The organism is Bordetella bronchialis, from assembly GCF_001676705.1.
In the GTDB taxonomy this organism is placed as follows: Bacteria; Pseudomonadota; Gammaproteobacteria; order Burkholderiales; family Burkholderiaceae_B; genus Bordetella_C; species Bordetella_C bronchialis.
The window spans coordinates 4,281,545-4,294,406 of the sequence record NZ_CP016170.1 but is presented as its reverse complement, the minus strand read 5'-3'; the positions used below and the strand labels follow the sequence as shown (position 1 = coordinate 4,294,406).

Below are 12,862 nucleotides of genomic sequence, written 5' to 3'. Positions count from 1 at the left end.
CGTGTCCCTTAGCGCGCGAGCGCGGCTTCGATCGCCGCCACGCACTCCAGGACGTGCTTGTCGATCAGGCGCTGCCGCGCCGGCGTCATGCGGCTGCTGATGGACGCCACGAATACCGCGGCGCACGGCACGCTGCCCCGGTTGCGTATCACCCTGCCGAGCGCGACGATATCCAGCGCCGCGCTGCCTTCATCCAAGGCATAGCCGCGCCGGCGGGTCTGGATGATCCGTTCGCGCAGTACGTCTTCCGCCAGGCTATAGCGGCCCAGATGCGGCGCGATCGCCGCGATCGCGGCCTCCGCGTCGTTATGGTTCATGGCGGCCAGGATGGCCAGCCCCGCCGCGCCGATTCCCAGCGGGTGGCGGTCCCCCACATTGCGGGCCAGGGTCTGGATCTCGAAACTTCCCGCCACGCGCTTCAGACAGACGATCTCCAGTCCGCTGCGCCCGCTCAGGAAGGCCATGTCGCCGGTGGTCCGCGCCAGTTGCCGCAGGGCCGGCTCGGCGGCTTCCTCCACATTGGTTTCCGGCAGCGCGCCCAGCCCCAATTCGTGCAGCAGCGGGCCCAGCCGGTAGCCGCGCCTGCCGGGGTCGCGCGCCAGCATGCGTTCCTGCACCAGGCGCTGCAGCAGGCGGTGCGCGGTGGACTTGTCCAAGGACGCCATCTCCGCAATATCGATCAGGCGCAGATTGTGCGTTTTACTCGACGCGACCAGCCGGATCAGCTGGATGGCGCGGCCGACCGTCTGCGAAGTCGATGTGGCGTTGGTCACCGGTCACTCCTTGCGGCCTAGCCTTCTCGAAGCAGGGCCAAGGCCGTGCCGCAGCAGACACAATGGCGCTCGGCCGGCGTCATGCGAGGCACCGCGTCCAGGGTTGCCGCCGGGTGGTCGTCGGCCATGTCAAAGGGTGAGTCGGTGCCGATGCAAACGTGGTCGGCGCCGACCAGGTCGATCAGGTAGCGCAGCGCCTGGGGTTCGAAAACCAGGCTGTCGAAATAGATGCGCTTGAGCAGGTCCTTCGGCGAGGTCTTGCTGATGCCATGCGTCTCGCCGCGCACCGCGTGCCCGTGGACCAGCCGCCCGATCTGGTAAGGCGTGAAGCCGCCGCCATGCGCCAGCACCAGTTTCAGTCCGGGAAGTTCGTCGAGCCGGCCGGAGAACATCAGGTTGGCGAGCATCACCGTGGTGTCCAGCGGGTTGCCGATCAGATTGGTCAGGTAGTAGTTCTCCAGGCCGCTTTTCGCGCCGACGTAGTAAGGGTGGGCGAATACGAAGACGCCAAGTTCGGCGGCGCGCCGCAGCAGCGGACGGAAGCGTTCCTCGGCCAGCTGCGCGCCTTCGACGGAGGTGCCGATTTCCACCGCCTTGAAACCGAACTCGCGAACCGCCCGTTCCAGTTCGGCGACCGCGGCGTCGGGATGCTGCATCGGCACCGTCGCCATGCCCCGCAGCCTGTCCGGCTTGCCGGCCACCATGTCGGCGGTGCCGTCATTGACCAGGCCGGCGACCTCCAGCGCCAGGTCGGCATCGGCCCAGTAATAGAACATCGGCGGCGCCGGCGATATGACCGATATGTCGATGCCCTTGCGGTCCATGGCGTCGAGCTTGGCGTCGGCGATGTGGAATTCGTCGAACAGCGGATAGACATACCCCTGGTCGTGCACCACTTTGCGGGCGCCGCCTTCGCCCGCGATCCGCGCCTGGAAGCGGCCGGGATCGGCGGCGATGGCCGCGATGATCCGGTCGGGAATGACGTGGCTATGGATGTCTATCCGCATGGACGATCACCCTTCCCAGCCGGCGTTGACGTGCGGTACCGACCATCGCTCGACGGCCATGGGCTTGAGCACGGGCTCGCCCAGGAACGGCGCCGAGAGCAGGTAAAGGCCCGCGTGCGTGGATAGCCAGATCAGCTTGCGGTCCCATTCGATGAATACCGCTTCCGAGGTGCCGCGCCGCCAGCTCATGTAGTCGTGGATGTCGCCGTCGCGCGCCGGTACGAAGTACGCGACCTCCCTGGGTGCGGTGGGATCCGAGATGTCGAAGAGGCGCAGCCCGGCATTCAGGTACGACAGGGCCACGATATCCGGGCGCGCCTGGCCGGGCGCGATCCAGTGCTGCATGACGCGCGAACTGAACCTGCCCCGCGCCATCGCGAAGTCCTTGTAGGGCGCGTCCGGATGCGGCATCGGGCGGGGGAACAGGCCGATGATGCGCGGGTTGGCCGGGTCCTTCACGTCCACTACGTAGCTGGTGTGGAAAGGCTCGCGGCAGTCGGATTCCAGGGATTCGGGTATGGCGATGACCAGGTTCCGCAACTTCGGATAGCGCTGCGGATCGGCGGTGACGGGCACGACGTGGTGGTACGGAATGCCGCCGATGGCTTCGAGCGGGTGGGTGACCTTGCCGTGGACCTTGGGGTTGCGGATGTCGGAAAGGTCGTGGACATACATGCCGAAATGTCCCCAGCCGCCGTAGCCCACGGTGCCGCCATCCTCGACGCGAACGGGGACGATGCAAGGCGTGCGGTTGCAGGTCCACGAGCATTGGTCGCCGGCGAAGGGATACGTCGCCCGGTAGTACTCTTCTTCGTCCAGCCGCTGGCCCGGCGCCCACCAGCGCGAGACTTCCTTGACGCTGGCCGGATCCGACATGTCGACGATCATCAGCCCGTTGCTGTAGACGCGCTCCGTGCTTTCCATGCGAAGCTGGTCGTCCCAGCCGCAGGCCAGATAGGCATACTTGCCGCCGTCGTAGAAGGGCAGGTGGACGCCATGGCCGGTCTTGCCGGTCTCGAATTCGTTCAGGAGCACCGTCTTTTCGGGATTGGTGACGTCATAGGTCTTGATGCCGCGAAAGCCGGGGTGGCCGATGGCCTTGTTCGCGTATTCCTCGTGGTACTTGCCGCGCGGATACTGCATCGTTCCCGGCGTCAGCGGCATCTGGTGCGCGACGACGCGTATCCATTTCCCGAGCTTTTCGTTGTAGACACAGCTCTGGAATGTCGAAAGACCGGATTCGGGGATGACGGTGGCGCGCCGGGGATCCGTGATGTCGACCCAGCCGCCTTCGAAAGCGATCAGGCGGCGATCGCCCTTGGCCCACATGCAGGAGTGTTCGTCGCCGAAGATGGTCAGCTTGATCGACGGGAAGAAGTCGATCACTTCCATGTTCGAGATGTACTGATTGCGGTCCAGGTAGTCCAGGGCGCCGGCGGGCAGCCGGAAGGGCACCGTCCCGCCGCCCGGCATGACGCCGTTGATTCTGCCGGCATCGGCCTGCGATTGCGAGGCGGGTGCGTGTTCGTTGTGGGGGGCCATTGCGGGTCTCCTGCGGGTTGGGGGCGTTCTATGCCTAGGCACGATGGGCGCCGAGTTCGACGTCGGGCGTGGGCAGCATTGCTTTTCGGCGCATCGCGGTCGCGACCAGGACGAGCACCATGGAAAGGATGGCGAAGCCGGATGTCTGCACAATGCCGGCCATCGTCCAGCCGAATATTTCCTTCAGTTCGGCCAGCAGGTAGCCGGCGAAGGCGGCGGGGATGTAGTAGCTGGCGATGAACATGCCCGATCCCTGCGCCGTCTTGGCCGGCGTCATGGATTCGATGATGATGGCCGACAGGTTCGAATACAGCAGGCTCAGAACGGATACGCCGAACACGCCCGCGGCCAGGGCGTGCAGGTATACCGACCGGTCCAGTTCCGTAAAGGCGATGCCGCCGGAGAGCGCGGCCAGGGGAAGGGCCAGGCAAAGTACCTTGTGGTATCCGAGACGGTCGCCCAGCCAGCCGCTGAGCGGCGCGAGGAAGCCGCCGATGCCGATGGCGCTCATGACGTACGCGGCCTGCGCCGGCGTAAAGCCCAGCGCGTTGCGCAGGTAGGTCGGGTACAGGCCGGAGAAGCCGTAGACGGCCACGCCGGCGCAGATGGATGCCAATCCCAGCGTGACGGTGGTCGGGTTCCAGATCGTCTCATTGGCGCCGCGCGCGGCGGCATTCGCGGCACGGTTCGCCGGCGCTTCGTTTTCCCGGCTTTCGCTGAACCATGGCTTGACCCAGATCCATACGAGGACCATGGCGATCGCGCCCACCAGGCCGAAGACGACGAAGGGCTTTTTCCAGTCGTAGGCATTCAGCAGCGCCGCCGTGGAGGTCGGGCCGAGGAACGCGCCGATGCCGTAGGCGAAGGAGACGGAACCCGTGACGAGCGCGCGATGCCTGTAGAAGTAGCTGGCCCCGATGGCGATGATGGCCGTCGCCTGCATGGCCTCTCCCAGGCCGGAGATGAAGCGGTAGGCCAGGAGGTCCGCCAGCCCTTGCGCGTAGGCGGTCATGAGTGTGGCCAGGGAGAAAATCGCCAGCCCGAGTATGACGACGGATTTGCGCGAGCGGATGCCGAGCAGGTAGCCGGTCGGAATGGCGGCCAGGCCCATGCCCAGGGTGAACAAGGTAGACGCCAGGCCGACTTGCGGCAGGGACAGTCCCATGGCGTTGCGTACCTCGATGGCCAGGACCGAGAACAGGGTGCGGTCGACCGCATTCAGGACGTAGGACAGCAGCAGGATCAGGAACATGGCAAGCGCGGCGTGGCGGTTTTGCACGATATTTCTCCTTGGAGACGCGGTGCGGATAGCCGGTCGCGCCGGCACTTGCCGGCGGCGCTATCGGATTCAGATCAGCGGGTCGATCGCCGCTTTGCGTAGTTCGCGTTCGTCGATGGCGAATACGTCGCAGAGCCAGTCCATCATGAGTTCCTGGCCGATGGTGGGGTTGTCATGCTGGCAGTGGTCGGCGCCGGTTTCGTCCTCGGTGACGAAGCGCAGGGTGACATCGACGCCCCTGGCTTTCGCGTAATCCGCTACCTTGCGCGCGGCGGCGACACCGAGTACGTCATGGCCGCCGTGGACGATCAGGTAGGGGCATTTCATGTGATCGAGGTGGCCTTCCAGGGCGAAAGGCCGGGCTTTTTCCAGCGCCTCTTTCATGGAGCCGGCGCCGAATACGGTCTTGATGTGGTCCGCAAGGCCGTGGTCTTCCCTGGCGTTGGCCCATAGTTCCTGGATGGACCAGATGGCGCCATGGGAGATCGCCGCGGCCAGGCGGGGCTCATAGCAGCCGGCGCGCGCCGCGTAGTAGCCGCCCAGGGAGGATCCGCAGACGGCGATCCTGGCCGGGTCGATATCCTGGCGGGTGAGCAGGTAGTCGATGCATTTGCCGATGGGGACTTCGTAGTCGTGCCGGGTGGGGATTTTGTGGCGCCGGAGGGTGCCGCCCTGGCCCGGACCGTCGATCATGAGGACGGAGATGCCGCGCTGGAGCGCGCCGTGTGCCTGCATGAACCACATTTCGTCCTTGATGGAGTCCAGGCCGCCCATGCAGATCAGGACGGGTTGTTTGCCGTTGTGGAAGGGCGCGCGGACGAAGTAGGCGTATAGCGGCTTGCCGGGCTCGTAGGGGATTTGAACGGTTTCGCCGGCGGGGTTGAGGTTTTCGATAAATTTACGGGAGCATTGCTCCATGTCGGTGAAGGCGACGAGGCGGCGGGGGTCTGCGTATTCGAGCCAGAATTCGGTGTGGCGGTAGTAGTTGGCGGCGCGCAGCCAGCAGTTCATGGCGGTGCGGATGTGGCCTTGCTCGAATTCCTGGTCGCCGCGGGATTGGTTGAAGTCGGCCAGGCGTTTCCATTCCCGGTGCCAGCTTTCCTTGTCGCCGGGGATCATGCGGCTGGCGGCAAGGAAGCATTCCGAGACGGCGCCGCCGCCTTCCTGGGTTTCGCCCAGGGCGCGGCGGAATTGGTAGCTCATCCAGGGGTGGTTGGGCCAGTGATGCCAACCATAAGGCTGGTATACGCCGTGGGTCACATCGGTGATCTGGTCGATCAGAAGCTGTTCTGCCATGTGCCTGCTCCGTGGATGTGGTGGGGCTGGGCAGGGAGTGCGCGCTGTCTGGCGTATGCGCTTGCGTGGGGTTCGCCTGCCTGGATGCATCCTAGGGGCGGGGTTGAAACGCGGTCAAAGGGGATTGACGGGTTTTCCCACATATCAATATTTTTCGGGGAAAACGATAGCGTGGGGATTGTCGTGGGGGGCGATATGGGGGGATGTTCGATTGTTTGGTTCTTTGCCTGGGGCTTCGTTCATTCGTTCTTTCATTCGCTTCTTCTTTCATTCGGTCCTTCTTTCATTCGCGCCTTCATTCATTCATTCGTTCGCGCGTTCGTTCGTTCGTCGTCGGGTGGTCGGTGTTCGCAATGGGACGTCCGGCGGGGGGATGCCTGTCGCGGGCGGCCCGGTCAGGCGGTCCGGGGCCCGGGCCCCGGACACCACATCGCTCACCTCGTCCGGCGGCCGCTCCTTGACAGTGTTTTTGTGGATGGTGTCCGCGGCACGCCTTCCTTCGGTATCCGCTCGTTCGCCCTCCGACGGGCCGCCCGCGACAGGCATCCCCCCGCCGGACTGCGGTATCGAGTGATCACCGCCGCTGGGACGGGGTGGGTGCTTGGCGCGTTGTGGGGGAGGGGGGGTGAGTGGCTGGAAGAGTTTGCCGGGCCGGCGCGAGCGTCCCCCCTGCGGGGACGCTCGTGCCTTACGAGGGGTGTGTGGGGGTGCGGTGGTGTGGGGTGCGGGGGTGTGGGGGGTGGGGTGTTGGGTGTGGGGGTGTAGCGGCTGGTAACGATCGGGTGGGTGGCTGGTAGGGCAGAGTAGCGGGGGGACCGGCACCGTTCTCAGGTGGTGTTCAGCTTGAAGTGCGAACCTACGCGTACGCGTGCATCAGGCAGTTGTCCATGGCTACTCAGCAAACATCTCCTTCCTTGCCGCCACTGCAGGGCGGCCAGCTCGTGCTCGCCACCGTGGCGGTGGCGCTGGCGACTTTCATGAACGTGCTCGATACGTCGATCGCCAATGTGGCGATCCCGACGATATCGGGCAACCTAGGCGTGTCCGTCGATGAGGGCACCTGGGTGATCACGGTGTTCGCGGCGTCGAACGCGGTGTCCATTCCACTGACGGGGTGGCTGACGCAGCGGATCGGGCAGATCCGTTTGTTCGTGGGCGCGATCGTGCTGTTTACCCTGGCCTCGTGGCTGTGCGGCATCGCGCCCAGCCTGCCGGTGCTGCTGTTCGCGCGGGTGCTGCAGGGCGCGGTGGCCGGCCCCTTGATCCCGATGTCGCAGGCGATCCTGCTGGGATCCTATCCCAAGGAGAAAAGCTCCATGGCCCTGGCGCTATGGGCCATGACGGCCACCGTGGGGCCGATCGCGGGCCCTTCGCTGGGCGGCTGGATCACCGACAGCTACAGCTGGTCGTGGATTTTCTATATCAACATCCCGGTGGGCATCTTCGCCGCGCTGGTGACGTGGAGCATTTATCGCCGGCGCGAGACGCCGACGCGCAAGCTGCCCATCGACCTGGTGGGCCTGTTGTTGCTGATCACGTGGGTGGCGGCCCTGCAGATCATGCTGGACAAGGGGCGCGACCTGGACTGGTTCAATTCGTCCCTGATCGTCGGCCTGGCGGTGACAGCGATAGTGAGCTTCACCTTCTTCCTGATCTGGGAGCTGACCGAGGACCATCCCATCGTCGACCTGCGCCTGTTCGCGCAGCGCAATTTCAGCGGGGGCACGATCGCGATTTCCATTTCGTACGGCGTGTTCTTCGGCAACCTGGTGCTGTTGCCGCAGTGGATGCAGGAGTACCTGAACTATCGGTCCGTGGATGCCGGGCTGGTGATGGCGCCGTTGGGCATCTTCGCCCTGCTGCTCTCGCCGGTGATGGGCAAGCTGCTGCCGAAGTCCGATGCGCGGATCATCGCGACGCTGGCGTTCGTCAGCTTCGCGGGCGTGTTCTATATGCGGTCAAACTATGTCACCGAGATCGATACCTGGCACCTGGTGTGGCCCACGCTGCTGCAAGGCATACCGATGGCCTTGTTCTTCGTGCCGCTGACGGCCATCATCCTGTCGGGGCAGCCGCCGCAGAAGATCCCGGCGGCGGCCGGCCTGTCCAACTTCGTGCGCGTGTTCTGCGGGGCGATCGGGACGTCGGTGGCGGGCACGGTCTGGAATAACCGCACCATCCTGCACCACGAGCGGCTGACAGAGGTGACCGCCGCCACCAATCCGGCGTTCAGCCAGCAGATCGACTCGATACGCACGCTCCTGCACCTGGACACCGGCGCCGCGCGCACGATGTTCGACAACCTGCTGAATGCGCAGGCCGCGATGATGGGGCTGGATGACATCTTCTATATCTCGGCGGTGATTTTCCTGCTGATCATTCCCCTGATCTGGATCACCCGGCCGGCCAAGGGCGGCGGCGGGGCGGACGCGTCGGCGGCGCACTGACGCCAAGCGCGTTCCGCATGACTTTTTGTCATGTCCCCCAGGCATTTATTTGCCTTGCGAAGCCGCGGCGGCTTCCTCGAAGATTCGGCTCGAAATACCACAATAACGATCCGGAGACAGAGCAATGGATACACGCGCCTTGGCGGGCGCGCCGCGGGATGCCGCGCCCCCGCCGCCGGCGGGCACCGCCGCCCGCACTTCGCCCGCCGCCGTCACGGCCTTGTCCGACGATGACTATGCGCTGAACGTCGCCGCGCGCCTGGACCGGCTGCCGTATTCCCGCACGGCCAGGCATTTCGTTTTCCTGATTTCCATCGGGGCCATTTTCGAGCTTTACGACCTGTTCATGACGGCCTATATCGCGCCGGGGCTGGTCAAGAGCGGGCTGTTCGCCACGAGCTCATTGCACTTCTTCGGCCTGAGCGGCGTGGGCTTTTTCGTGTTCTGCACCTTCGCGGGGATGTTCGTCGGAACGATATTCTTCGGCTTCGTGGCCGACCGGGCCGGCAGGCGGGCCATCTTCACGGTGTCTTTGGTGTGGTATTCGCTGGCCACGCTGATCATGGCTTTCCAGCACACGGCCGGCGGCATCGACCTGTTCCGCTTCATCGCCTCCATCGGCCTGGGGCTGGAGCAGGTGACGATAGACACCTTTATCCCCGAACTTGTCCCGCCGCATGCGCGCGGACGCGCCTTCGCGCTGTACCAGTTCATCGAGTTCCTGATCGTGCCGGTGGTGGCCCTGCTGGGCTGGCTGCTGGTGCCGCTGCAATTGCTGGGGCTGGACGGCTGGCGCTGGGTGGCCATCATCGCGTCGGTGGGGGCGCTGGCCGCGTGGTGGCTGCGCCGCGCCTTGCCTGAAAGCCCCCGTTGGCTGGCCATGCACGGGCGGCGCGAGCGCGCGGAAAGCATCATGCGCGAGATCGAGGCCAGCGCCGAGCGCGACCTGGGCCATGCCTTGCCGCCGCCCCAGGTGCCGGCCGCCGCGCGGGTCGAGTCCAAGGGGCATTTCGTCGAGCTGCTGCGGCCGCCGCATCGCAAGCGGCTGATCGTGATGTCCGTGTTCAACCTGCTCGCCGTGATCGGCTTCTACGGCTTCAGCGCATGGGTCCCCACGCTGCTGATCGCCAAGGGCGTGGAAATCACCAAGAGCCTGCAGTACGCCTTCATCATCGCCATCGCCAATCCTTTCGGGCCGCTATTGGGGCTGCTGGTGGCGGACCGCATGGAGCCCAAATGGCAGATCGTCTGCGCCGGCATCGGCATCGGCGGCTTCATGGTGCTGTTCGCCATGCAGGTGAACCCCGTGGCGGTGATTATCTTCGGCGTGCTGGTTACCTTGTCGAACAACTGGCTGTCGTTTATCTTCCATAGCTACCAGGCCGAGCAGTTTCCGACGCGCCTGCGCGGGCGCGCCGTCGGTTTCGTCTACGGCTGGGGGCGGGCCAGCGCCGCCATCGTCGGCCTGCTGATCGGCTTTTTCCTGGGTGTCGGCGGCACCCCTGGCGTGGCGGCCTTCATGGGGGTGGCGATGGTCTTGATGATCCTGGTCATCGCCATCTTCGGCCCCCGCACGCTGCGGCGCCCCCTGGAGGAAATCTCGCGGTGATGGATACGAACGAACGGGAGCAGGCCTGGACGGTACCCGACGTCGCGCCCTTGATGGTGACGGGTGCCGGCGGTGTGCGCGTGGCCGCGTATGAATGGGGAAATCCGGACGGCCGGGAAATCTTCCTGGTCCATGGCGTGGCGCAATGCCATCTTTGCTTCGCGCCGCAGATCGACAGCGAGCTGGCGCGCGAATTCCGCATCGTGGCCGTGGACCTGCGTGGCCATGGCGCCGCCGATAAGCCGCTGGACGTGGCGGCGTACCGCCATCGCAGCGCCTGGGCGGACGACATCGCCGCCGTGCTGAAGGCCAAGGGCCTGCGCCGGCCGGTCGCGGTGGGATGGTCCATGGGCGGACGCGTCCTGCGGCAGTACCTGATGCGGTATGGCGACGGCGCGTTGGCGGGCGTGAACTTCGTCGGGTCGCGGGTCATCGAGGATGCCCGCGCCGCCGGCCCGTCGACGCCGCCGACCGAGCCGGCCCGGGACCTGACCCTGGCGCAGGAAGTGGCGCATACGATGGCCTTCCTGGATGCCTGCTACCACAAGCGGCCGGCGCACTCGCTGTACGAAAGCGCGCTTTGCTACAACGCGATCGTGCCCATGCCGGTGCGGCGCGCGGCCGCGGGCTGGCACACCGATCCGGCCGAAACCGTGGCGGCCCTGCGCAAGGTGCGAGTGCCCGTGCTGATCACGCAGGGACTGGCCGATACCATCGTGTTGCCGCAGGCCGCGCGCATGATCGCGGATGCCATTCCGCATGCGCGGATATCCTGGTACGAGGAATGCGGCCATTCGCCGTTCCAGGAATACCCGCAGCGCTTCAACAGGGAGTTGGCGGAATTCGCGCGCGCCATCCCGGCGTGATGGCGCGGCCGGCGTCGGGCAATCCCGCTACATCGCCAGCGACAGGCCGTAGGTCAGGATCAGCCCCATCACGGCCAGCACGGTTTCCATCAGGGACCAGGTCTTGATGGTCTGGCCGACGGTCAAGCCGAAGTATTCCTTGACCAGCCAGAAGCCCGCATCGTTCACGTGCGAGAAGAACAGCGAGCCGGCGCCGATCGCCAGCACGAGCAGTGAAAGATGGCTGGGGGGCAGGTTCCCGGCCAGCGGCGCCACGATACCGGCGGCCGTCACGGTCGCGACGGTGGCGGAGCCGGTGGCCAGGCGGATCAGGACGGCGACGATCCAACCCAGCACCAGCGTGGAAAGCCCGGTGGCCAGGGCGATCTTGGCGATGGCCGCGCCGGTGCCGCCGTCGACCAGGGCCTGCTTGAAGCCGCCGCCCGCGCCCACGATCAGCATTACGCCGACCACGGGCAGCAGGCTGTTGGCGATCTTCTTGCCCAGGACGGAGATATTGAAGCCGACCGAGGTGCCGAAGGTCACCATGGCCAGCAGCACGGCGATCAGCAGGGCGAACACCGGGTCGCCGACGAAGTCCAGGACATGGCGTACCGGATCGTCCTTGCCCAGCCAGATATCGGCGGCCGCCTTGGCCAGCATCAGGACGATGGGCGAGAGCAGGGTGATCAGGGTGACGGCGAAGGAAGGACTGCGCGTGGGCTTGGCGTCGGAATCGTCGCCCGCGGCCTCGGCGGGCCGGTCCGATCCGGTGACCGCCAGGCCGGCGCCGGCCGCGCCTATGGGCACCATGCGCGCGGCCAGGACGCCGAACAAAGGGCCGCCCACGGCCACCGTCGGGATGGCGATCAGCAGGCCCAGCGCCAGCGTCAGCCCGACATCCGCGTGCAGGATGGCGATGGCGGCCAGCGGGCCGGGATGCGGCGGGATAAAGCCGTGCAGCACGGACAGCCCGGCCAGGGCGGGGATGCCCAGGCGCATGGCGGGGCCGCGCGATTTGTGCACGGCCAGCATGACCACGGGAATCAACAGCACCAGGCCGATCTCGAAGAACATGGGAATGCCGATGATGCTGGCGACCAGCGCCATCTTCCATGGCAGGGTGGCGGGCCTGCCGCGCAGGATGCGGTCCACGACCTGGTCGGCGCCGCCGGAATCGGCCAGCAGCTTGCCGAGCATGGCGCCCAGGGCGATCAGCACACCGACGTAGCCCAGCACGCCGCCGACACCGGCCTCGTACGAGCCGGTGACTTTCTCCAGCGGAATGCCCGAGCCGACACCCACGAACAGGGCGCCTATGGTCAGGGCGATGAAGGCATGCAGTTTCAGCCAGACGATCAATACCACCAGCAATACGATGCCGATCGCGGCGACGATCAGCACCTGCGTGTCGTGGGACGTCAACGCGGCGGACGGGGTCATGGGTTTTCCTTCTTTCCTGTTTGTGCGTCCAGGCCTAGCGTCTGGATGATGGTGTTGGCGATGGCGGAAGGCGCCGGGCCGATGTCCACGCGGATGGCGGGTTCGTCCGGCGTGGGTTCCTGCAGTGCGTCGAACTGGCTGTCGAGCAGGGACGGCGGCATGAAGTGCCCGTGGCGCGCGGCCAGGCGGGCCGCGATGGTCTGCTTGGAGCCGGCCAGGTAGACGAAGCGCACGCCTTGGCCGCGGCGATTGATGATGTCCCGGTAGGAGCGCTTCAGCGCGGAGCAGGTGATCAAGCCGTTTTCGCCCGCGTCCAGGCATTGCTCTACCCACTGGGCGACTTTCTCCAGCCAGGGCGCGCGGTCCTCGTCGGTGAGCGGGTGGCCGGCGTGCATCTTGTCGATGTTGGCTTGCGGATGCAGGGCGTCGCCTTCTTCGAAGGGCCAGTCCAGCCGTCCGGAAAGAATGGCGGCGACAGTGGTCTTGCCGCAGCCGGATACGCCCATCAGGACCAGTACGACTGGCTTGTCGATGGCAGTGGCCATGCTTGTACCCTCCTTCGCATATTGGTATGCCCGCGCTCGTTGTAGTCAGCTGATGGTCAGCTTGCGCGGCGGCCGC

The 12,862-nt window shown here is 65.9% G+C and carries 10 protein-coding genes; 3 read left to right on the top strand and 7 right to left on the bottom strand.

Annotation, left to right across the window (positions count from 1 at the left end; all coding sequences use genetic code 11):
• Positions 1-8: 8 nt before the first annotated feature.
• The 5 genes from BAU06_RS18915 to BAU06_RS18895 form a co-directional block, all read right to left on the bottom strand.
• Positions 9-773, bottom strand: coding sequence for an IclR family transcriptional regulator (locus BAU06_RS18915; RefSeq protein ID WP_066353550.1), 765 nt, complete (start codon positions 771-773; stop codon positions 9-11).
• A gap of 17 nt (positions 774-790) precedes the next feature.
• Positions 791-1,780, bottom strand: coding sequence for an amidohydrolase family protein (locus BAU06_RS18910; RefSeq protein ID WP_066353545.1), 990 nt, complete (start codon positions 1,778-1,780; stop codon positions 791-793).
• A gap of 6 nt (positions 1,781-1,786) precedes the next feature.
• Positions 1,787-3,322, bottom strand: coding sequence for an LVIVD repeat-containing protein (locus tag BAU06_RS18905; protein ID WP_066353543.1), 1,536 nt, complete (start codon positions 3,320-3,322; stop codon positions 1,787-1,789).
• A 34-nt stretch (positions 3,323-3,356) separates the two neighbouring features.
• On the bottom strand, positions 3,357-4,601 hold the full coding sequence (locus BAU06_RS18900; RefSeq protein WP_231933909.1) for an MFS transporter: 1,245 nt from the start codon (positions 4,599-4,601) through the stop codon (positions 3,357-3,359).
• A 69-nt stretch (positions 4,602-4,670) separates the two neighbouring features.
• Positions 4,671-5,897, bottom strand: a complete 1,227-nt coding sequence (locus BAU06_RS18895; protein ID WP_066353539.1) for an alpha/beta hydrolase family protein — start codon at positions 5,895-5,897, stop codon at positions 4,671-4,673.
• An 887-nt stretch (positions 5,898-6,784) separates the two neighbouring features.
• On the opposite strand from BAU06_RS18895, the gene BAU06_RS18890 reads away from it, so the two are divergent.
• The 3 genes from BAU06_RS18890 (at position 6,785) to BAU06_RS18880 (ending at position 10,819) form a co-directional block, all read left to right on the top strand.
• Positions 6,785-8,344, top strand: coding sequence for a DHA2 family efflux MFS transporter permease subunit (locus BAU06_RS18890; RefSeq protein ID WP_066353538.1), 1,560 nt, complete (start codon positions 6,785-6,787; stop codon positions 8,342-8,344).
• Positions 8,345-8,468: 124 nt separating this feature from the next.
• The gene (locus tag BAU06_RS18885; RefSeq protein ID WP_066353537.1) at positions 8,469-9,953 is read left to right on the top strand and encodes an MFS transporter; all 1,485 of its coding nucleotides are present in this window, start codon (positions 8,469-8,471) and stop codon (positions 9,951-9,953) included.
• Positions 9,953-10,819, top strand: coding sequence for an alpha/beta fold hydrolase (locus BAU06_RS18880; protein ID WP_066353536.1), 867 nt, complete (start codon positions 9,953-9,955; stop codon positions 10,817-10,819). Before BAU06_RS18885 ends, BAU06_RS18880 begins: the two co-directional genes overlap by 1 nt.
• A 27-nt stretch (positions 10,820-10,846) precedes the next feature.
• Here the strand turns inward: BAU06_RS18880 and BAU06_RS18875 are convergent, their stop codons facing one another.
• Both BAU06_RS18875 and BAU06_RS18870 read right to left on the bottom strand, forming a co-directional pair.
• Entirely contained in the window at positions 10,847-12,241 is a 1,395-nt protein-coding gene (locus tag BAU06_RS18875) for a GntT/GntP/DsdX family permease (RefSeq protein ID WP_066353533.1), read from the bottom strand.
• Entirely contained in the window at positions 12,238-12,786 is a 549-nt protein-coding gene (locus BAU06_RS18870; RefSeq protein WP_066353527.1) for a gluconokinase, read from the bottom strand. The genes BAU06_RS18875 and BAU06_RS18870 overlap by 4 nt, the downstream gene beginning before the upstream one ends.
• Positions 12,787-12,862 lie beyond the last annotated feature (76 nt).

What these genes read in the sequence shown, in the direction of transcription:
- BAU06_RS18910 (WP_066353545.1), bottom strand. Translation starts at nt 1,780, where the DNA reads ATGCGGATAGACATCCATAGCCACGTCATTCCCGACCGGATCATCGCG.
- BAU06_RS18885 (WP_066353537.1), top strand. Translation starts at nt 8,469, where the DNA reads ATGGATACACGCGCCTTGGCGGGCGCGCCGCGGGATGCCGCGCCCCCG.
- BAU06_RS18895 (WP_066353539.1), bottom strand. Translation starts at nt 5,897, where the DNA reads ATGGCAGAACAGCTTCTGATCGACCAGATCACCGATGTGACCCACGGC.
- BAU06_RS18905 (WP_066353543.1), bottom strand. Translation starts at nt 3,322, where the DNA reads ATGGCCCCCCACAACGAACACGCACCCGCCTCGCAATCGCAGGCCGAT.
- BAU06_RS18890 (WP_066353538.1), top strand. Translation starts at nt 6,785, where the DNA reads ATGGCTACTCAGCAAACATCTCCTTCCTTGCCGCCACTGCAGGGCGGC.
- BAU06_RS18870 (WP_066353527.1), bottom strand. Translation starts at nt 12,786, where the DNA reads ATGGCCACTGCCATCGACAAGCCAGTCGTACTGGTCCTGATGGGCGTA.
- BAU06_RS18875 (WP_066353533.1), bottom strand. Translation starts at nt 12,241, where the DNA reads ATGACCCCGTCCGCCGCGTTGACGTCCCACGACACGCAGGTGCTGATC.
- BAU06_RS18880 (WP_066353536.1), top strand. Translation starts at nt 9,953, where the DNA reads ATGGATACGAACGAACGGGAGCAGGCCTGGACGGTACCCGACGTCGCG.